Genomic DNA, 21,273 nt, shown 5'->3' on the forward strand with positions numbered 1-21,273 from the left:
GCGCCCGCCATATTTAATGTCAGGCGGAGACCCGGCTTTCCTGACGTTCCAGTTCACGCACTCGCGGAATCACCTCGCGGCCAAAGAACTCAACGTCCTCATGGAAGTGCAAAAAGGCCAGCAGCAATAAATCGACCCCTGCGCGCTTCAACGCCATGATGCGCTCGGCGATCTGTTGCGGGGTGCCAATTAAATTGGTCTTAAAGCCGTCGTTATACTGCACCAGATCTTCGAACGACGATTTTGCCCAGTTGCCCTCACCTTCCGGTGACGCACTTCCCGCGTTTTTTACTTCATGCTGGAAGCCTTTAACGGCATCAGGATTGGCTTTTGCGATGATTTCCTGCAGGACGGAATGTGCCTCCTGCTCTGTATCACGGGCGATCACGAAGCCGTTTAAACCAATTTTAACCTGATGTCCGTAAGTGACGGCTTTCGCCTGAATGTCTTCAACTTGCTGCTGTACCCCTTCCGGCGTATTGCCGTTGGTGAAGTACCAATCGGACACGCGTGCCGCCATATCACGCGCTGCACGGGAACTGCCGCCCTGGAAGATTTCAGGTAAAGGTAAAAGAGGTTTGGGTTTTAATGCGTAATCGCGGAAGCGATAGAAATCTCCGGCAAAGCTGAAACTGCCTTCGCGCCAGATACCTTGCAGGCAGCGAATAAACTCTTCGGAACGTAAGTAACGCTCTTCATGATCGAGCCAGGGTTCGCCGATCGCTTTAAATTCGCCTCGGAACCAGCCGCTGACAATGTTGACGGCAATACGTGGACCGTAAAGATGACTGATGGTGGCAATCTGCTTGGCAGCCAGCACAGGATTCCATGGGCCTGGCAGTAGCGCGGCAATCACTTTGAGCGTTGAGGTGTGGCTGAGCAAGTCCTGTGAGAAGGTCACCGATTCATGCTGGTTATCTGCGCCGTATCCGGCAGTAAATCGAATCTGCGTCAGGGCATAGTCGAACCCTGCCTTTTCAGCGATTTTTGCCAGCTCGCGATTATACTCCGCGTCCCAACGGGTGCGCTGTTCAATCTGACTGATCACCAACCCACCGGACACATTGGGTACCCAGTAAGCAAATTGCAGGGGTTTCTTATCTGACATCGGCTTCTCCCGTCGATATATAGCGTAAAAATATGAATTTCTATCAAGTTCAATCTTTTCGATATATAAAGGGTAATGCAGCAGCTGTGCCAGATTTGAATAAGCATAAGCGATTGATTTGATTAAGATGGGAGCGTTGCTTAACGGGTGAGAAGTTGCAAATACAACAGCCGTTGTAAACCGCCCGTCGCCATTGCAACAGTGAGAGGAGAAGACATTGAATCTGCGCGTTGAAACAATCACCCCGTATGTCCCTGGCTTTTCACCACTCAAAGCGGATAGCATCAACCTGGGTTTCAATATGCTTCGCAGGTTTCCATTTCATTTGATCACGATCCGGCACTGGCTGAAACCACGCGCAAAGCGATTATCGAACAGGTTTCAAGGGACAAAACGCGGGTAGCCGGCATGCACTTTGGCGCATCGGCATTTGGCTATATTGAGGGTGATGCGCACTCCGGCTATCTGCTGCGGCCAAAAACTGATTAAGACGCCGAGCTGTGAAAGTCGTTGACGGTGCCACGCGTCAGACCATCCTGCGTGGTCGCCGTAAGAAATGCGTCCAGCAGCCCGGGGAAGCGTGCGTCCAGGTCGTCACGACGCAGTGACAAGAGGTTTTCACGGCCTGAAGGTTTCTGCCAGATGACGCCACTGTCGCGCAGCACGCGCCAGTGATGGGTTAAAGTGGATTTGGACACGCCTTTAAGCAGCGATCCGCAAGTATGATCACCGCCATCCGCCAGGATATTGACCACGCTCATGCGCATCGGGTTGCCGAGCGCGGCCAGCACATTTTCCAGACGGATTTCATCGCGCTGCGGGTGATTCTCCAGCATAGGCTGCCTCATGATAGTTCGTATAAACACGAAGTATCGGGCAGCGAATGCGGGATGTACAGCGCGGCAGCACACCGCGCTCAACACCTACTGACTGATGGTCTGTTTTAACGCGGCAATGGATGAGGTAACGCCTGCTTCCACCGACATGGTGAGATCTTCCATTTCCAGTGAGACCCAGTCGTTGTAGCCCATCATACGAACCACCGAGAAGAACTCCTTCCACCACTGCAAATCCTGGCCGCAGCCCACAGCAATGTAGTTCCAGGCGCGGTTTGCCACATCTTCCACCGGTTTGGTTTCCAGCAGACCGTTGATATTGACCAGACCCCGTTCCATCCGCACATCTTTACCATGGCAGTGATGAATCGCCGGCCCCAGCGCCCGAGCGGCGGCAATCGGATCGGCACCCATCCACAGTAAATGGCTGGGATCAAGGTTCAGCCCCACCATGTCGCCCACCGCATTGCGCAGCCGGAACAGGGTTTCTGGATTCCACACCAACATGGAGCTGAAGTTTTCCAGCGCAAACTTCTCGACTCCACTCTGCTTCGCGCGCGCCACCAGCCCTTGCCAGTAGGGGATCGCCACGTCATTCCATTGATAGTCGAGGCAGTTTTTCAGTGTCGGCGGCCAGCTCACGGTATAGGTGATCCAGTTAGGAATGGTGTCATGTGGGCTGGCAGGCGGTAACCCGCTCATCATGACAATTTTTTTCACCCCCAACTCACCCGCTAACGCCAGGGCATTCTCGGTATCGCATTTATGTTTCTGGCCAAGTTCACCGGGATCCAGCGGATTACCCGACACATTCAGGGCTGCAATCGACATCCCGCGGCTTTCCAGTGCTTTCAACAGGTTCTGACGCTGTGTGGCACTGCCCAGTAACGCTTCTGTCGGCAAATGTGGCGCAGAGGACCAGCCACCCGTCGTCATCTCAACGCCGTAAACACCCAGTTCCAGCAGTTTATCCAGCATTGCCTCAAACGGCAGATGCCCCAGGCTGTCGGTACAAAAAGAGAGTTTCATGGCAGTCCTTATTGGTAGTTGACCCAGGTCGCGCCGTTGTCGGCGGAACGAACACAGTTTTCAATCCAGCGCACGCCTTCCAGCCCGGCATTAATGTCGGGATAGATCAGGTTATCTAGCGTGTGCTGATCGCCACGCTGGGTGGCACTGATAGCGATGGCGAATTTCAGGTAGATGTTGGCCCATGACTCAGCCAGACCTTCGGTATGCAGCGCCCCGAGACGCTCATCCGCCAGTGCGCTGGCATGCAAATACGGCATACCGTGATGCATAAGTTGATTTGGCTGGCCCTGCACTTCGTATTTCAACTCGCCGGGGTTGTAATCACTCCACTCCAGACTGGCGCGTGAACCGATAATGCGGATGCTTTGGCTGTCCATTGAACCGGCGTTGATCGACGACGCCCACATACGCCCTACCGCCCCGTTGTCGTAATGCATCAGCACCATCGCGTTGTCTTCCAGCGGTGCGCGTGAGGGAATAAAGCTTTGGCGATCGCACAGCAGCGATTTGACTTTCAGCTGCGGTAGCACCAGTTGCGAAATGTAGAAGGTGTGAGTGGAAATATCGCCCAGTACAAACGAGGGACCGGCGATTTTCGGATCGACTCGCCACTTCTGTGCTTCGCTAAATTTATCGGCGCTGTCATTGGCGCTGAAGCCGTGGGTATATTGCAGCTCCACCATACGCACTTCGCCGATCTCACCGTTGGCGATCATTGCGCGCATCTGCATCAACAACGGATGACCGGAGAAGCCGTATGTCACGCCGACAATCCGCTTTTTCGCTTCTGCCAGCGCTTTAATTTCCTGCGCCTCCGCGCTGGTGAAGAACAGCGGCTTTTCACAAATGACATGAATACCGGCATTCAGCGCCGCTTTAGCGATCTCAAAATGCGTGCCATTGGGTGTAGCGATTGACACGACTTCCACCCCATCGTCACGCTTAGACTCTTCCTCAAGCAATTGCTGGTAGTTGCCATAACAACGTTCTGGCGCAAGTCCAAGATTGACGCCAAACTCGCGTCCACGTGTAGCATCAATATCAAAGGCACTGGCCACCATCTGGTAGGCGGTGTTGTCACGCAAGGCGCCGGACCGATGTTTATAACCCACCTGACTGAGGCGGCCGCCACCGATCATTGCCCAGCGGAGCGGGCGTGGAATGAGTTTTTCACCATTTAACATAGTCACTCCTGTTTTTGCACCCGGGTGCAAATTAAGTTGAGGGTAGATGTTCTTATCTGTTACTGCTGATTCTTGTTATTTATTCATGCGTTGATATCAATTGCACTGCACCTACTGCCGACCTTCACGAGATGCTACCGAGTGCAAATCGCCTCAGAATCGGGCATAAAAAGTATGATTCTTGTGCTTACAAGCGCTGAATGTCAGCGATGCCGACTTTTTAGTCAATCTGGCAACATGCAATTCAGCGAAGATGATCACAAAAACCCTTAAATTTGCACCCGAATGCAAAACTCATTGCAATCGGGTGCAAAGATCAAACATAATCGTAACATCATAAAAACAGGGTTATTCGATGTCATTTGCTTCATTTGCCTGCGCTTAGGTGTTTATTTTCAGTTGGCTTTCACGTTCAATGCAGGGGTCTCCGCCTTTTTATCCCTACGCAGGTGCTATGAATAAACCAACAAAGAAGCCCCATAAAGCCACAGCGAGTGATGTCGCACGACTTGCCGGCGTCTCGAAATGGACCGTATCCCGCGCTTTCACGCCCGGTGCATCCATTTCTGACAAGGCGCGCGAACAAATATTAACAATCGCGGCGGAGCTGGGCTATCGCCCTAACCTGCTGGCGCGCAGCCTGTCGCAGAAGAAAACGCACATTATCGGCGTGGTCATCGATGAGATGAAGAATCCTCACTCGATGCTGATGCTCGACATGGTCACGCGTCAGTTGCAACAGCGCGGCTATATGGCGTTGTTGCTGAATATTGGTAGCGGAAAAAATTACAGCGCCGTGCTGACGCTCGCCGATCAGTTGCAAGTGGATGGTCTGCTGTTTCTCGGCACCGTGTTAACCGACGAACTGATTCGTGTGGCGCGCGAGATGCATCAGATTCCGCTGGTGCAAGTGTGCCGAAACAATGACGAGCCCGATATCGATGTGGTGAACATTGACGGTTTACGCGCGGGTAAACAGCTAGGCGAGCTGCTGCTGGCGCAGGGTTACACCCGTATCGGCTATATGATGGGGCCGGAAACCAGCAGCCATCATACCCAGCGCTTGGATGGCCTAAAGCTGGCACTCCAGGAGGCTGGATTGACGCTGGAATTACTGCTCACCGCAGGCGAATACTCGCGTGAGCGGAGTTATGAAGTGCTGAGTGATTATCTTAACTCGCAAGCACCTCAGCAGCGGGTTGACGCCCTGTTTTGCGAGAACGACATTTTGGCACTCGGCGCATTGACGACGCTTAAAGAGCATGCAGGCAACCGTTTTATGGCGGTGGTGGGTTTTGATGATATCGATGAAGCCAGTTTGTCCAGCTGGCAGTTGACCACGTTTAGCCAGCGATTGGATTTAATTGTCAATGAAGCCCTCAACCGCTTGATTGACGGAAAGGCCAGTCCAGGTGGTGTTTGGTCTCAGGGAGAATTGCGTATACGACGCTCTCACCTGAAGCCGTGAGGTAACAAGGAGGAGAGATGAAGTTGTCACTGCATGGTGTTTCTGTCTGGTACAGCAATGCCGTCACTCAGTTACGCATCGCCCACGAAAATGGCTATAGCGGACTGGAGATTCTGCCTGAGCATCTGTATCGCTATCTGGATAACGGCGGCAGTTACGCAAATTATCGCGATCTGCTGGTGAAGCACCAGATTGAGATCACCTGCATTAATGCTCTGAAGCGCATAGGTCGCTTCCAGCCAGAAGAACGTGCCGCCCTGCTGCGTGAAGCGGAGAAAGTGGTGCAGGCGGCAGTGGAACTGCGCTGCCCGGTGGTGCAAATTATGGCGTTAACCGAATTAGATCATCTGCCAGACGCCGCACGTGACGCCATCTTGCTGGAAAACCTCTGCGCCATCGCCGATATCGGCAAGCCACATGGCATCAAATTCCAGATAGAAGTGGTGGCCTTCACCGCCTTCAATTCACTGCAACACGCGCTGGATCTGATTAAACAGAGTGGCAAAGATAACCTTGGCGTGGTGGTCGATTTCTGGCACCTGCACGCCGGCGGTGGCACCACACCGGATGAAGTGGCGCGCATGAACAAGGATTTAATCTACGGTGTGCATTTCTGTGATGGTCGCGCCGCCTACCCCGGCGAAGCCTGGGACGAATGGGTCCAGCGTAATTACGCGCCCGGCGAGGGCGATGTTGATATTCCGGCCTGGGTGGCGGCAGTGAAAGCCACGGGATATAACGGCGTATGGTCACCGGAATTATTGAGCCCGCGTAACTGGGAAGATGATCTCTGGGATATTGCCCGTCACAGCATCGACGACATGAAAAAATATATTTATTAAAAATAAAGGAAACCCGAATAACGGGTTTTCCGTGAAGACATTCGGCAATGGCGGGAAAACTCCAGCCTACGGAATCGCGTGTTGATTAACAACACGCGCATAACGTCTTTCAATACTTTCTGAGAACTCATAATAACGAACACGGATTCGTCGTGGACGGCTGCGCGCTAATTTACGTGTGGCCGGCCTATGTCTGAATGTCCGGAACGTCGTGCTCTGTCAATATTAATCTGCCGTGTCCATCAGATGATGGAATGATTAAGGGAAAGAAGTATGAACCGAAGAGAAGCGCTCTTTTCGCTGAGCGGTATTGTCGCGTCACTTGCCGTGGCACCGCAACTGCGCGCCAAAGAGCTGCACAATGTGCCGCTGGAAACCCAACTTAGTGCCGACCATTTGCCGCAGCCCGCGTGGCAAGACGGTTACCAGGTGCTCACCAACCCGCTTGACCGTCAAAATCTACAGGCCATTTTTGATCGTTTGATCCCTGCCGATAAGCTAGGGCCTTCAGCCACTGAAGCGGGCTGTATTGAGTTCCTCGATAATCAATTAGCGGGAGATTACGGTTCAGGGGCCGCGCTTTATTTGCAAGCGCCACTGCATCCTGAAAACGAAGAGAAAATAATGGGCAGCCCGCAATTTCTCTCGGCACCCAAGGAACGCTATTTAACCGGTTTAAAAGCACTGGAAAACTGGGCACAGAAAAATCATCAATCCTCCTTCCATGCGTTAAATGCTGAGCAGGTTGATGATTTCCTAACAAAAATGGAAGACGGAAAAATCAATTTGGGGGCAGAGGTGAATAGCCAGGCCTTCTTTGAATTAATGTTACAAAACGCCCGAGAAGGTTATTTGTCCGATCCGATTTACGGCGGTAATAAAAACATGGCGGGCTGGAAGATGATTGGTTTTCCGGGTGCCCGCTATGACTACCGTCCTTATATCGAACGCCGCAATGAAAATCTGGCGCTTATTCCTGTCAGTCTGATCCCAAACGATTAATACCCCGGAGCTGAGTCAATGTCATTAGAGAGAAATAAGGCTGACGTGGTTATCGTTGGTATGGGTTGGGCGGGCTCGGTCATGGCGGAAGAGTTAACCCGCGCCGGGCTGAATGTGGTCGGTATTGAGCGTGGTGCGTGGCGTGACACTTCCACCGATTTCCCGGTGGCAATTGATGCCGATGAATTGCGTTTCCACACGCGTCGCAAAATTTTACAGCCGATGAGTGTCGAAACCACCACGTTCCGCAACCGCAGCGACCAGCTTGCTGCGCCGGTGCGTAACTGGTCCGCATATCAGTTTGGCTGGAACGTTGGGGGTGCAGGCACGCACTGGGCAGGAATGTCCTGGCGCTTCACACCGTGGGATTTTGAAGTGGCGACGCAGACCCGTGAACGTTACGGCGCGAAAAAGATGGCAGGCTTGCAGCTGCAAGATTGGGGCGTCACCTACGACGAAATGGAACCCTTCTACGATCGCTTCGAACGTATTGCCGGGACTTCCGGCTACGCTGGCAACCTTCAGGGTGAAAAACGGGTTGGCGGCAATGTCTTTGAAGGTGCACGTCAACGTGACTACCCTACTCCGCCGCTGAAAGATACGCACTGGATGAGCAAATATCGCAAGACCACCGAACGCATGGGGTACCACCCCTTCACGGTGCCCGCGGGCAACCTGTCGCAAGCTTATGTCAATCCACTGGGCGTTAGCATGGGGCCATGCACCTATTGTGGTTTCTGCGATTTCCACGGCTGCGGTAACTTCTCCAAATCCTCGCCACAAGCCTGTATTTTGCCGGTGTTAATGCGCCGTCCGAACTTCACCTTGCTGACGGAGACAGAAGTCCTGCATGCCGTGAAGCATGAAGATGGCAAAACCGTGAAAGGCGTGAAATTTGTCACTCAGGATGGCGTGGAAGGTTTTCAGCCTGCCGATGTCGTCTGCTTCACCGCTTACCAGATGGATAACGTGCGCCTGATGCTGCTTTCAGGTGTGGGTGAGAAATACGATCCGCTCACCGGCCGTGGCACCATTGGTCGCAACTACAACTATCAGACTTGTTCAAGCGTGACAGGCTTCTTCGATAACGAATACATGAACCCGTTTATCGGCGGCGGTGCTTTAGCTGTGCAGATCGATGATTTTAACGGCGACAACTTCGATCATAGCGACCTCGATTTTATTGGTGGCGCGGGGATTATGGGCTTCTCCACCAATGGCCGTCCGATTCAAAACATGAACGGCCTGCGTCCCGGCACCAAACGCTGGGGCAGCGAATGGAAAGCGGGTTATGCGCGTGATTACCAAACGGCGGGCACCATCTTCTGCCAGGGCACGTCGATGCCCATGCGGGAAGCCTATCTCGACCTTGATCCCAACTATAAAGACCGCCACGGCCAACCCCTCCTCCGCCTGACGTTCGATTGGAACCAGAATGACCAGCGCATGGCGAAATTTGTTACCGATCGCGCGATCAACATCATGAAAGAAGTCGGCGGTCAGCACGTTGTGGTCGATAACCAAGCCGAGAAAAGCTGGAACCCTTACATGCAGCACAGCTCGCACACCATTGGCGGCGCAGTTATGGGGGCCGATCCGAGTACTTCCGCGCTCAACCCGTACTTGCAAAGCTGGGATGCGCATAATTTGTTTGTGGTCGGTGCTTCGGCCTTCCCCAACAATGGCGGCTACAACCCAACAGTCACCGTGGGTGCGTTGGCGGTACGCGCGGCGCAAGCTATCCACCAGAAGTACATCAATAATCCGGCACCGCTGGTGGGAGCATAATCATGGCGAAGGCAAAGAAAATTACCTATACCCTCGCTGCGTTGGCCGTGGTCGCCGCCATTGGCGTAACCGGCAGAATGTGGGTGGTGATGGACAGCTCACGTTCAAATGTGGCTGATGATAAGGTCAGGTTAGCCGATTTCCACAGCAGTGATACGGATGCTATTAAACGTGGCGAATATGTGATGCGCCTGGCGGACTGTGCGGCGTGCCACAACGCGGATTTCTCCGGCGGCTACAAGATCGACACCCCCTTTGGGGCACTGCAAACCTCCAACATTTCACCCGATCGGGAAACCGGCATCGGCAACATGACGGAGCACGATTTCTTTAATGCGGTCCGTCAGGGACGCGGCGAACACGGCTTCCTTTATCCTGCCATGCCTTACACCGCTTATACGCAGATGAGTGATGCCGACATGCACGATCTTTGGGCCTATTTCTCCGCTCAGAAGCCGGTGAAAAATGCCATCGATGAAAATGCTGGCATGAACTTCCCGTATAACATTCGTCTGGCGATGGCGGGTTGGAACCTGTTGTTCTTTGATAACAGTGCGTTTAAGCCCCAGAGTGCGCAGAATGATGCCTGGAACCGCGGTAAATACATCGTTGACGGCCCCGCGCACTGTAGAGTGTGCCACACCGCACGTAATGCGTTAGGGGGAGAGATCAGCAGCCAGTATCTGCAAGGCGGCAACTTAGGAACCTGGTATGCACCGGATATCTCACCGAATCCTCATGCTGGCATCGGAAAATGGAGCGATGAGCAGATCGCGGATTACCTGAAAACCGGCTCCAACGGGGAAAGTGTTGCGGCCGGTCCGATGGCAGAAGCGGTTGAGCACTCAACGCAATATTTCAATGATCAGGACCTGAAAGCCATTGCCACCTATTTGCGCAGCCTGCCAGCGTCTCCAACGGCTAAGCCAACTGCATTTGTGATGGATAAGACCAAACACGATCAGGCGGCACTGCGCTATGAGGTAGACTGCTCAGCCTGCCATGGCTTGTCGGGAGAAGGTATCACGGGTATGGTGCCGGCTTTTGCGGGTAACACCGCGATGCAGAACAATCCCACCAACATGATCCATGCGCTGTTGGATGGGGCGCGAGCGCCGCACACCGAAGGACGCCCAACGTCTGCCGGTATGCCAGCCTTCTCATGGAAATTGAACGATCAAGAGATGGCAGATGTGCTCAACTACGTGCGCAATTCATGGGGCAACGAGGCTGCCGAGGTGAAAGCCAGCGATGTTGCCACGCTGCGCAAAGCCACGGATGCGGGAGATAAGCTCAAAGTACCGGCAGCGAAATAACGGCTTCTCATCAATCATCAACGCGCCGCTATTCCTTTCTGTGCGAAGAGTAGCGGCGCAACCTATGAAGTGAATCCCGAAAGTTGGAAACCATGCCAACGTATCGGGGGAACAACAATGAGCAGTCATAAGCATTCACCGGAATTAAAAAAACAGGCCGCTCTGCATCATTCCCCTCATCCAACAACCCTTAACATTTTCGGTAAACCGGCTTTCCAGTTTTGTGCACGCTGACGTCTCATTGCGCCGGAATTAGCGCAGCAGTTGGTTAATTCCCCACAGCGCTAAAGCGTGATCGTCTTCAGAAGGCAAACCACTGATGCTCACCGCGCCGATGATCGCGCCCTGTGGGCTCAGCAGCGGGAAGGAGCCACCGTGATCGGTGTAATCTTCCTGCCGAATGTTGCGCTGCTGCGCCATACGTTCGCCCTTCTGCTCATTAGCGAACCCTACGTACATGGAGGAATGACCGGTCAACAGTACGGTGTTGCGTTTGCGGCGCATCCACTCCAGATTTTCGGGGGCAGAACCGGGTAACGCCGCAAGGAACAGCACCTGCCCAAATGCATAAACTTCAATAGCAATGGGTGCGTTCATTTCGCGGCCACGCTGTTGAATGCCCTGACCAATTTGCCACGCCAAATCGAAATCGAACTGCGGCAAACGGTGCTCAGCCTCTTGTTGTAGCAGTGTTTCTAAGGAAGGCAGTGCTGACATTGATAGGATCCTCTCAAAATGAAATTTATTTTCCACTTTTTATAACATGGAAAATATTTTTCGCATGTGATGAGGATCGCAGTTCAGTTTGGGTTAACCCGAATCACGCGACACCATGGTAAACCCCATATCAATAATCGGATTTTCCACCGTCTGATTTTGCAGACGCTTTAACAATTGCTCAGCAGCAAGTTCGCCCATGCGGTGCCGGTCAATACGCACTGTCGAAATCGCCGGGTAATTGGCCGCCGCGAAATCAAGGTCGCCAAAACCAATGACCGCCAGCTGCTGCGGAATCTTTACACCACGCGCCTGCGCCGCCATCAGTGCGCCCTGCGCCAGCGTGTCTGAACTGCACACCAGCACATCGACGTCAGGGTGCTGATCCAGCAATTGTGCACAGGCTTCACGGCCGCGAGCCATCAGCGCCGGGAGTTGGACAGGTACATCAGCCAGCGGTTTTATCGCCAGGAACGCTAATGCCTCCAGCAAGCCCTGTTTACGTTGCAATGCACGGCGGTCATCCGTCCATATCAGACCCGGTTTTTGATAACCGCGCTCGGCAAGATAAGCAGCAACGCGCGCGCCGATCTTCTCATGAGAAAAACCGACCAGCATATCGATGGGCGTGGGTGTCATGTCCCAGATTTCAACCACCGGCACCCTGGCCTGTAACAACACTTTTTTCAACTGCGCACTGTGATGAATACCGGTGAGTACGATGCCATCCGGGCGACGGGATAGCAGCGTAGACACAGTTTCTGCTTCAGTTTCTGCTTCGTAACCGGTGACACACAACAGCATGTGATAGCCCTGCGCACTCAGGCTGTCGTTCAGGCTCTGAATGGTGTCCACGAACATGTTGTTATTGATTTGCGGCACCACTACGGCAATCAGGCGACTGCGATTGCTCGCCAGACTACCCGCTTGCGCATTGGGAATGTAGCCAGTGGCGCTGATCGCCGCTTTCACTTTGGCGACGGTCGCCGGTCGAACCAGATGCGGTGAGTTGAGCGCACGACTCACCGTCATCGGCGAGATTCCCGCGACACGGGCGACATCTTCCAGCGTGGGTGCAGCGTTGCGCTCGGGGTTGCGTAGTTTCATGGCGGCTCAGGGTAGAAGCAGATAGCGCTAGCATAGCAGGCCGCCCTATCAAAGCCAGCGCAAAACGCTGTGAATGTTAGGGCTATCATTTCAATCCCCGGATTGTCTATTCTGTGATCTGCGCTGCATCAAACCTCAGCGTTATTAGCGCATAGTCTTTACCGCACACAAATGTTAGCGCAATCATTTACAGGATAACATCATGTCGAGTGTGAATTCCAGTGCCGTCAGCTATGCCAAAACAGCGGGAGCCGGTAACGCTACCGAGAGCGGTGACCGCATCGTTTGGGTCAATTTATCATTGGCCTTTTTGCCGCTGGCCACACCGGTCAGCGATGCCAAAGTGCTGACCGGACGCCAGAAACCGCTGACCGAAGTGGCGATCATCGTGGCGGAGATCGAAACACGTGACGGTTTCCAGGGCATCGGTTTTAGCTATTCCAAACGCGCTGGAGGTCAGGGCATTTACGCCCATGCTTGCGAAATTGCCGATGCGCTGATCGGTGAAGACCCCAATGACATCGACAAGATTTACACCAAACTGCTATGGGCGGGCGCATCAGTGGGTCGCAGCGGGTTGGCGGTGCAGGCGATTTCACCGTTTGATATTGCGCTTTGGGATATGAAAGCGCGTCGCGCCCACTTACCGCTGGCGAAGTTGCTGGGGTCGCATCGTGATTCTGTGCAGTGCTACAACACCTCGGGGGGCTTCCTGCTTACGCCGCTTGATCAGGTGATCAAGAATGTGGCGATCTCACGTGAAAATGGCATTGGCGGTATCAAACTTAAAGTCGGCCAACCTAATACCGCTGAAGACCTGCGTCGCCTCACTGCGGTGCGTCAGACGTTGGGCGATGATTTCCCGCTAATGGTGGACGCGAACCAGCAGTGGGATCGTGAAACTGCGATTCGCATGGGACGTAAGATGGAGCAGTTCAATCTGGTGTGGATCGAAGAACCGCTCGATGCCTATGACGTGGAAGGACACGCAGCACTGACCGCCGCGTTGGATACGCCGATTGCGACCGGTGAGATGCTCACCAGCTTCCGTGAACATGAGCAACTCATTCTCGGCAACGCCAGCGACTTTGTGCAGCCGGATGCGCCGCGCGTGGGCGGTATTACGCCATTCCTTCAGATCATGGATCTGGCGGCGCGCCACGGACGTAAACTGGCCCCCCACTTCGCGATGGAGATTCACATTCATCTCGCCGCCGCCTATCCCATTGAACCCTGGCTGGAGCATTTTGAGTGGCTCAATCCGCTGTTCAATGAGCAGTTAGAACTGCGTGACGGCCGTATGTTGATCTCCGATCGCCACGGCCTCGGCTTCAGCCTCAGCGAACAGGCACGCCGCTGGACCACACTCACACACAGCGTGGGCAAACGCCCTTAGTGGATCTTTGCGCTGGCGTGACCGCTGATCTGAGCCTTAGCCAGCGTGCGCGCCAGAATCGAAGAGTACAGCGGTTTGCCGCCAAAGAACTGTGCAGCCAGGGTTGCGCCCAGGCACGTGATGATCATCGGCAGAATCAGCTGATAGTTATTGGTCATTTCCAGCACCAGCACGATGCCGGTTAAGGGCGCGCGTACCGAAGCGGCAAACAGTGCGCCCATGCCTGCCACGGCAAAGGTCGCGGCCTCCAGCTGATAACCGGGGAACCAGTGAATGCACAGTTGACCGAAACAGGTGCCCAGCAAGGTGCCCAGGGTGAGCATCGGCGCAAAGATCCCACCCGGCGCGCCTGAAGAGAAGCAGCAAATTGTCACCAATGTCCGCAGGGCGAACAGACCGAACAAGGCCAAAGCGCTGTAACTCCCCGCTGAGAAATCGGGAATCAGCGTGATGCCCCCACTCACTGCCGCCGGAAGAAACAGCCCAAGCACACCACAAAATCCCGCCAGCAGGCTGCCCCACATCACCCAGGCGGCAATGCGGCCTTGATGTAATCGTTGAAACTGATCCTGGGCGAGAAATATCAGGCGGTTAAACGCCACACCACAGCCGCCAAACAGGATGCCGAGCAACAGATAGAGCCAAAGCGTGTTGGTAGGCGCATCACGCAACTGGCCGATGTTGATAATGGCTTCATTACCATTGCACAAACGAAACACAATGCTGGAGACGATCACGCCGACAAACACCGCTTTTATCGAGATCAGGCTGTAGCGGAACTGTGGGCGCATCTCCTCAATAATAAACAGAATGCCCGCCAGCGGCGCATTGAAAGCCGCCGACAAACCCGCCGCGGCCCCAGTGGCGATGAGGGTATGGCGGGATTCAGACGACTTTACGCGGAACAGATCCAGACACATGCCGCCAATGTTGCCGCCGATTTGCACAGTTGGGCCTTCGCGCCCCAACACCATACCGGAGCCCAGCGCACCCATACCGCCGAGAAACTTCACCGGCAGCACACGCCACCAGCGCACCGGGCGCAACTCCTCCAGTGCCCCTTCGATTTCAGGGATGCCTGAACCGCCCGCTTCTGGCGCGAATCGCCGCACCAGATAGTAGCCAATGGCACCCAATACAGCGGAAACCAGGAAAGCACACAGGACCTTAAAAATGGGATGAGTGGCGGCATTTTCCAGCCAGTTCAGGCGTGAATGCAGGATGAGATTCACCGCGCGGTCAAAGGCAACACCAACCAGACCGGTGAGGACACCGACCAGTGCGGCGAGCAGCAATAAAGCCACGGGTGTTTTATCGCGGCGCAGCAGCTTTTGCAGCAGCATAAAACGCCCGGCGCGCATGGCGTTCTCAGGCTGACTGGCATTTTGCGAAACAGACATGCAGATCCTCAATAACATCAGCGCCGCCATTCCAGCGACGAAAAGGCGTCAGCATAGCTAACGCAGGCGATCGCGTAACGCAATCATTGGCAACAGAATTTTACGGTTGGCTAGGCAGTTCACCATAATGCACCGCCAGCCACACTGTAGGGCCCTGGCTATCAGTCCAGCAAACGCGATGGCGGCAGCCTGCAGGAATATCGATAAAATCGCCGGGTAACAGTGTGCGCGCTTCACTTTCGCCTTCCAACTGCAATCCAGCCGATCCCTGTAAAATCATCACCCATTCACCTTGCGTCTGGCAGTACCAAAAATCGGGCGGACTGGCCTGCCCGGTTGAAACGATACGTTCAATCAGGAGATTGGGTTGTGACAGCAGCGCTTCGAAGGTTTCGGCGCTGCCGTTTTGTGCCGCGGGCGGAAAATCACGCAACAGATTGGTCAACATAATGTGAGCCCGATGTTTTTGCTGGATTTATGCACTGTAACGCAGGCTTCACCCGGAAGGCTCACAGAATTTTACGTCTCTCGTTGACGAGTAAAGGGCAAATCACCATGATCCTGGCCTTAAAGATCATGCTGTCTCTACCACCGCACTTCGGTTGCCATACGATTTATTGCGCGTTAGATAGCGACTTCATGGCTTCGGATACGCGCGATGCATCGCGCCGCAAACGTATTTGAAACGGATAAAATCAAGAGAATTGGAGCCATCTGGTGTCAGAACTCACGAATGGATTGCTGGAAGAAATCGTAGCTGAAGTCCGTCCTTTAACGCGTCAGGGCAAGGTGGCGGACTACATTCCCGCATTGGCCGGTGTCGATGCCGATCAGCTCGGCATCGCCATTGTCACACCCGATGGTCAGTGTTTTCAGGCTGGCGATGCTGCCACGCGTTTTTCCATTCAGTCGATCTCCAAAGTGCTGTCACTCACTGTCGCGCTGACGCTGTATGACGATGACGAGATCTGGCAGCGTGTAGGTAAAGAACCTTCCGGTCAGGCGTTTAACTCGCTGGTGCAGTTGGAACTGGAGCAGGGCAAACCACGCAATCCCTTTATTAACGCCGGTGCACTGGTGATGTGTGACTTGCTGGAGAGTCGTTTAACTGCTCCGCGCCAGCGTATGCTGGAGATTGTGCGCCGCCTGGCTCAGCAAAGCGACATCAACTATGACCGTGTGGTTGCGCGTTCTGAATACGAGCATTCCGCCCGCAATGCCGCGATTGCCTGGCTGATGAAATCATTTGGCAATTTCCACAATGATGTCAGCAAAGTGATGGAAACCTATTTCCACTACTGCTCACTCTCGATGAGTTGTGAAGAGCTGGCGCGCACCTTTCTCTATCTCGCTAATCAGGGACGCAGTCAGCACGATGAGTGGGCCGTGATCTCACCGCGTCAGGCACGACAGGTCAATGCGCTGATGATGACCAGCGGTATGTATGACGGTGCGGGCGAGTTCGCCTGGCGTGTGGGAATGCCCGCGAAGTCGGGCGTAGGTGGCGGCATTGTCGCGGTCATCCCCGGAGAAATGTGCATCGCGGTGTGGTCGCCGGCGCTGGATCATTCCGGTAACTCTCTGGCGGGCACCGCGCTGCTGGAGAAACTCACCGAGCGACTGGGCCGCTCGATTTTTTAAGCGCTTAGCTCACCACATGCAATGGATTGCCCTGAGCAAATCCGTCGAGATTAGCTTCAATGCCGCGTAACAGATTATGCACTCCCTGCTGGCTGGCCCAGGCAATGTGCGGTGTCAGCAGCAGGTTAGGAATATCCGGTTGCAACAGTGGATGATCGGCTGCCGGTGGTTCACTGCTGAGCACATCCAGCGCTGCACCGGCAATCACACCCTGACGCAGCGCGTGAGCCAGTTCCGTTTCATTGATCAGGCCACCGCGTGCAGTGTTGATTAGCCAGGCTGAAGGCTTCATCTGTGCCAGCGCCTGCAAATTGATTAACTGCTGAGTTTGCGGCGTCAACGGGCAATGCAAGGTCAACACATCGCTGCGTGCCAGCACCTCTTCAAAGGGTACATAACCTGTGCGCGGCGCTGAACTGCCTTTGCGGTCCGCGTAGAGTACCGTCATGCCGAGCGCTTCTGCCATCGCACCCACCGCGCTGCCGATATCGCCTTTGCCGACAATCCCTAAGGTCGCACCAAAAATGTCCTGAATCGGCTGGCGATGCACACAAAAATGCGACGATGCTGGCCAGGCCGCGCGCGTGCGGTTGGCGTAATCCACCAGATGGCGACGCAGGGCAAATAAGGCGGCAATCACGCCTTCGGAAACGCTACGCGTGGAGTAACCCGGGACATTGCTGACGACAATGCCGCGTTCACGACACGCATCCAAATCGATGCAGTCGTAACCCGTTGCCGCGACACAGATGTAGCGTAAATCCGGCAATTGGTGCAGTGTTTCAGCGCGCAGCGGCACCTTATTGGTGATGGCAATCTGTGCACCACCTAGGGCTGAGACGATTTCAGGGTGCGCAGTTGTCGCGCGGAAGTCCCATGCCGTACACCATTCTGGCCGCAGCGGCGGTTGCGGCAGCGTATCACCATCCAGCATCACTATTTTCATCGCTTCTCCGTTTACATGTTTCCGTACTGTTCTCATCAGGTTGCATTTAGGTTAACAAATGCAGCGCGTAAAGTGACTTTTTTCAAAAGGTGCGAATTTTTTCTTAATTAGCCTGAGTTTCTGTAACCCTTCTGCGGCAATGGCGTTACACTTCGGCCTCATTTGTTGAATCATTTCGTCGCCGCTATGACCTCTTCACATCAACTTCGCCAGCGCCTGACTGCCTGTATCGCCATCCTGGCGGTGCTGCTGCTGTTTGTCGCGCCGATCGTGTCGAAAACGTTGATGGAACGACAAAGCCGCATGATGGATATGCCATCCCACGGCATGACATCTGAAATGTCGATGCATCATCACGAAATGATGATGGATATGGCGATGCCGGGCATGGACCATCACATGATGGAAGACGGTGAATTCGCCTGCGGCTATTGTGACCTGCTGGTGCATGTGCCGTTGATGATGTGGGTGTTCATCCCGTTCATCTGGCTGATGATGGTGATTTCTCGCGCCCCACCGCTGCCGCCTCTGCAGACTCCGGTGATCCGACGCTTTAGCCCCACACACCGTCCGCGTGCGCCACCTGCTGTTCTCTCCTGCTGATAACATCATTAACGACGCACTTTATTGCGTCACGGCATTCTCTAACCGGAAGGAAGACGGCTTTGTCTGCTGCTCACTCTGCAGCGCCGCGTGGTGCGGTGCTTAATCTACTTCGTCGCTTACATTTTTATATTGGCCTGTTTGTTGCGCCCTTTATTTTTGTCGCGGCACTCAGCGGCACGCTCTATGTGCTGACGCCACAACTGGAAAACGTCATCTACTCCGATGCGTTAACGGCACAACCTAATGGCCCTGCCCAGCCGCTGTCTGCGCAAATCAGCGCGGCACGCGCCTACGCGGGTGAGAAACAGCACATTTACGCTGTGCGGCCTGCGCCAGGCGCAACGGATACCACTCGCGTGCAGTTCAGCGATGCCTCACTGGGTGCTTCGCAGTCTCGCGCGGTGTTTATCGACCCTTATAGCCTGAAAGTGAAAGGCGACATGACGGTGTACGGCACCAGCGGCGTGCTTCCGCTGCGTACCACACTCGATTTACTCCACAGCAGCTTGTTGTTAGGTGATTTCGGCCGCAACTACAGCGAGTTGGCGGCGTCCTGGTTGTGGGTCGCAGCGCTGGGCGGCGTGGTGCTGTGGCTGGGCACGCGCCCGAAACGTAAGCTGAAAGCCGCGCGCAAGGGATTCGCCTTTAGCCGTCACTGGCATATCACGCTGGGTCTGACGCTGGTGCTGGGATTGGTGTTTTTCTCCGCCACCGGTTTAACCTGGTCGCAGTGGGCAGACAATAACATTGATCGCTGGCGTACGGAGTTGAACTGGCTGACACCGCAGGTCAATACCTCACTCAGTGGCGATACGGCGCCTGCCGATCCTCATGCTGACCATCACAGCATGCCCGGCATGCCTGATATGGATATGTCGAATATGGACATGTCCAGTATGTCGATGTCATCGATGGCAAAACCGGTTGCGCAGCCCGCGAAGCCGATGCCCAACAACCAACCGGACAGTGATTGGGATCGCGTACTCAACGCCGCCCGTCAGGATGGATTGAGCGCCAGTAAGCTGGAATTACGTCAGCCGAAAAGCGCGGACAAAGCATGGGCAGTGACCGAAATCGATCGAAGCTGGCCAACCCGCGTTGATGCAGTTTCCGTGAATCCGCAGGACTTCACGATTGTTGATCACGTCTATTTCGCCCAGTTCCCACTGGTGGCAAAACTGACGCGCTGGGGCGTGGATGCGCATATGGGCGTGCTGTTTGGCTTGCCTAACCAACTGCTATTAGCGTTCTTTGGACTCGGTTTATGCACGATAATCGTGCTGGGTTATCGCATGTGGTGGGCTCGCCGTCCGCAACAGGCGGAAGCCAGCCCGGCGAAAACGTTAACGGAGACCTGGCTTGCTATACCGCACTACACTAAAGGCACCTGCCTGATGGTGGCGTTGGCGCTGGGTTTTGCGCTGCCCGTGATGGGAGTGAGTCTGCTGGCATTTCTGCTGATCGACATTTTGCGCTGGCGTAAGCAGCAGCGAGTTCCCATGACCGAAGCGGAGATTATGGCCTCGCAGCAGTCTCCGCTTGGCATTATTCGCGCGCGCTTTACGGTGAAGCGCAAGGAGATGCGTAACTTCCTGCGCGGCGTGTGCATTCTGGCGGTGATTGTCGTTTCGGTGATGAGCAATGCGATTATTGGCGGAGTGATCGATCAGTACGGTATCCCGTTTAGCCACTGGTCATTGACGATGTACATCACGCAAGGTTTGATGATTGCCTTATACAGCTCCGTGTTCACCGCACTGATGTCGATTCCGCTATGGTATTTCTTCCTTGGCGAGAGCGACCCACAAGGTAAATAAAGAAGGGTGCGCAGGGATGCGCACCGCAGTTCGTCTGTGAAACCTAAAAGTCCGCTTTGAGTACCACGCGATAGTGGGCTTTTCCCGCTCTCACGTGTTCTAACGCAGCATTGATCTGCGACATTGGAAACTCCTCCACCTGCGGAGCGATATCCACGCGGGCGGCGAGCTTAAGCAATGAGCGTAACTGAGCGGGGGATCCGGTAGAAGAACCCGTCAGCGCACGGTCGCCGACAATCAAACTGAATGCCGGAACCTCAAACGGCTTCATCACCGCGCCCACCGTGTGGAATTTGCCTTGCCGCGCCAGAGCCTGATAATACGGCTTCCAGTCTAAATCCACGGCGACGGTGCTGATAATCAGATCAAACTGCCCTGTCATCGCATTCAAAGCGTCCGCATCCCGGCTGTTCACCACCCGATTGGCCCCCATTGCCAGGATGGAATCGGTTTTACTCGCATTAGAGCTAAATGCAGTGACTTCCGCGCCCATCGCACGCAGCAGCTTAATCGCCATATGGCCTAATCCGCCGATACCAATCACCCCAACGCGGCTGGTGGCGTTGATGTTATGCATCAATAACGGTTTGAATACCGTAATGCCACCACACAGCAGTGGACCTGCCGACGCCAGATCCAGCGTCTCAGGCAGCGGGATCACCCATTGCCAGTTGGCGCGCAGATGGCTGGCAAATCCACCGCGATTGTTGATGGTAGAGACTTTGCCGTTTTGGCAGTTCACCCGATCCCCTGCGATACAGGCATCACAGTGATGGCAGCTTTTCGCTGTCCAGCCGATACCGACACGTTGCCCGATACTGAGTCCTTTGTTCTGTGCTGCCTCTCCCAGCGCCGCCACGCGACCAATCACTTCATGCCCGGCAATCAACGGGTAACGTGAACCGCCCCACTCGTTGTCGATCATCGACAAATCGGAATGGCACACGCCGCAGTAATCGACTTCAACCTGCACGTCTTCCGCTGCCAGCGGGCCGGCATCATATTCATAAGGCACTAACGCCTCACCCGCTTGCAGAGCGGCATAGCTGGAAATCTTCATCGCTGTC

At 54.5% G+C, this 21,273-nt stretch carries 19 protein-coding genes; 9 read left to right on the forward strand and 10 right to left on the reverse strand.

From position 1 onward, the window contains the following. Positions 1-19: 19 nt before the first annotated feature. The 4 genes from sfnG to VH86_RS23580 form a co-directional block, all read right to left on the reverse strand. A complete protein-coding gene (gene sfnG / locus VH86_RS23565) occupies positions 20-1,108 on the reverse strand; it encodes a dimethylsulfone monooxygenase SfnG (protein ID WP_045834300.1) in 1,089 nt (362 codons plus the stop codon). 485 nt (positions 1,109-1,593) lie between these two features. After that, on the reverse strand, positions 1,594-1,944 hold the full coding sequence (locus VH86_RS23570; protein WP_045834301.1) for a helix-turn-helix transcriptional regulator: 351 nt from the start codon (positions 1,942-1,944) through the stop codon (positions 1,594-1,596). 87 nt (positions 1,945-2,031) lie between these two features. After that, positions 2,032-2,973, reverse strand: coding sequence for a sugar phosphate isomerase/epimerase (locus VH86_RS23575; protein ID WP_045834302.1), 942 nt, complete (start codon positions 2,971-2,973; stop codon positions 2,032-2,034). A gap of 8 nt (positions 2,974-2,981) precedes the next feature. Further along, on the reverse strand, positions 2,982-4,160 hold the full coding sequence (locus VH86_RS23580; RefSeq protein ID WP_045834303.1) for a Gfo/Idh/MocA family protein: 1,179 nt from the start codon (positions 4,158-4,160) through the stop codon (positions 2,982-2,984). A gap of 454 nt (positions 4,161-4,614) precedes the next feature. Here VH86_RS23580 and VH86_RS23585 point away from each other — a divergent pair, with 454 nt between their 5' ends. The 5 genes from VH86_RS23585 (at position 4,615) to VH86_RS23605 (ending at position 10,576) form a co-directional block, all read left to right on the forward strand. Further along, positions 4,615-5,628 carry a LacI family DNA-binding transcriptional regulator gene (locus VH86_RS23585; protein ID WP_045834304.1) on the forward strand — a complete coding sequence of 338 codons (1,014 nt, stop codon included), beginning with the start codon at positions 4,615-4,617 and terminating at the stop codon, positions 5,626-5,628. A gap of 17 nt (positions 5,629-5,645) precedes the next feature. Continuing rightward, positions 5,646-6,470: a sugar phosphate isomerase/epimerase gene (locus VH86_RS23590; protein WP_045834305.1), complete on the forward strand. Its 825-nt coding sequence runs from the start codon at positions 5,646-5,648 to the stop codon at positions 6,468-6,470. Between the two features lie 273 nt (positions 6,471-6,743). Next, the gene (locus VH86_RS23595; RefSeq protein WP_045834306.1) at positions 6,744-7,472 is read left to right on the forward strand and encodes a gluconate 2-dehydrogenase subunit 3 family protein; all 729 of its coding nucleotides are present in this window, start codon (positions 6,744-6,746) and stop codon (positions 7,470-7,472) included. An 18-nt stretch (positions 7,473-7,490) separates the two neighbouring features. Then, entirely contained in the window at positions 7,491-9,260 is a 1,770-nt protein-coding gene (locus VH86_RS23600) for a GMC family oxidoreductase (protein ID WP_045834307.1), read from the forward strand. A gap of 2 nt (positions 9,261-9,262) precedes the next feature. Next, complete coding sequence (locus VH86_RS23605; RefSeq protein WP_045834308.1) at positions 9,263-10,576, forward strand: cytochrome c; 1,314 nt, start codon at positions 9,263-9,265, stop codon at positions 10,574-10,576. Positions 10,577-10,828: 252 nt separating this feature from the next. On the opposite strand, the gene VH86_RS23610 is transcribed toward VH86_RS23605, so the two are convergent. Then, positions 10,829-11,293 (reverse strand): heme-degrading domain-containing protein, encoded by a 465-nt coding sequence (locus tag VH86_RS23610; RefSeq protein ID WP_034830236.1) that lies wholly within the window; start codon positions 11,291-11,293, stop codon positions 10,829-10,831. 93 nt (positions 11,294-11,386) lie between these two features. Continuing rightward, a complete protein-coding gene (locus VH86_RS23615; protein ID WP_045834309.1) occupies positions 11,387-12,400 on the reverse strand; it encodes a LacI family DNA-binding transcriptional regulator in 1,014 nt (337 codons plus the stop codon). A gap of 199 nt (positions 12,401-12,599) precedes the next feature. On the opposite strand from VH86_RS23615, the gene VH86_RS23620 reads away from it, so the two are divergent. Continuing rightward, complete coding sequence (locus VH86_RS23620; protein WP_156150614.1) at positions 12,600-13,796, forward strand: L-talarate/galactarate dehydratase; 1,197 nt, start codon at positions 12,600-12,602, stop codon at positions 13,794-13,796. Here VH86_RS23620 and clcA read toward each other — a convergent pair. Continuing rightward, complete coding sequence (gene clcA, locus VH86_RS23625; RefSeq protein WP_045834311.1) at positions 13,793-15,196, reverse strand: H(+)/Cl(-) exchange transporter ClcA; 1,404 nt, start codon at positions 15,194-15,196, stop codon at positions 13,793-13,795. The two genes, VH86_RS23620 and clcA, sit on opposite strands and share 4 nt — an antisense overlap. A 100-nt stretch (positions 15,197-15,296) precedes the next feature. Further along, positions 15,297-15,644: a cupin domain-containing protein gene (locus VH86_RS23630; RefSeq protein WP_045813834.1), complete on the reverse strand. Its 348-nt coding sequence runs from the start codon at positions 15,642-15,644 to the stop codon at positions 15,297-15,299. 266 nt (positions 15,645-15,910) lie between these two features. Between VH86_RS23630 and glsB the strand changes: the two genes are divergently transcribed. Continuing rightward, on the forward strand, positions 15,911-16,837 hold the full coding sequence (glsB, locus tag VH86_RS23635) for a glutaminase B (protein WP_045834312.1): 927 nt from the start codon (positions 15,911-15,913) through the stop codon (positions 16,835-16,837). Between the two features lie 4 nt (positions 16,838-16,841). Here glsB and VH86_RS23640 read toward each other — a convergent pair whose 3' ends face one another. Further along, positions 16,842-17,783 (reverse strand): D-2-hydroxyacid dehydrogenase, encoded by a 942-nt coding sequence (locus VH86_RS23640; protein WP_045834313.1) that lies wholly within the window; start codon positions 17,781-17,783, stop codon positions 16,842-16,844. Positions 17,784-17,969: 186 nt separating this feature from the next. Here VH86_RS23640 and VH86_RS23645 point away from each other — a divergent pair, with 186 nt between their 5' ends. Together VH86_RS23645 and VH86_RS23650 are read left to right on the forward strand one after the other, a co-directional pair. Further along, positions 17,970-18,386, forward strand: coding sequence for a DUF2946 domain-containing protein (locus tag VH86_RS23645; RefSeq protein ID WP_082082884.1), 417 nt, complete (start codon positions 17,970-17,972; stop codon positions 18,384-18,386). A 62-nt stretch (positions 18,387-18,448) separates the two neighbouring features. Then, positions 18,449-20,206, forward strand: a complete 1,758-nt coding sequence (locus tag VH86_RS23650; RefSeq protein ID WP_045834315.1) for a DUF2534 family protein — start codon at positions 18,449-18,451, stop codon at positions 20,204-20,206. Between the two features lie 43 nt (positions 20,207-20,249). Here VH86_RS23650 and VH86_RS23655 read toward each other — a convergent pair whose 3' ends face one another. Next, a complete protein-coding gene (locus tag VH86_RS23655) occupies positions 20,250-21,266 on the reverse strand; it encodes an NAD(P)-dependent alcohol dehydrogenase (protein WP_045834316.1) in 1,017 nt (338 codons plus the stop codon). Positions 21,267-21,273 lie beyond the last annotated feature (7 nt).

Origin of the sequence: Pantoea sp. BL1 (assembly GCF_000963985.1) — a bacterium.
GTDB classification, from domain to species: domain Bacteria; phylum Pseudomonadota; class Gammaproteobacteria; order Enterobacterales; family Enterobacteriaceae; genus Pantoea; species Pantoea rwandensis_B.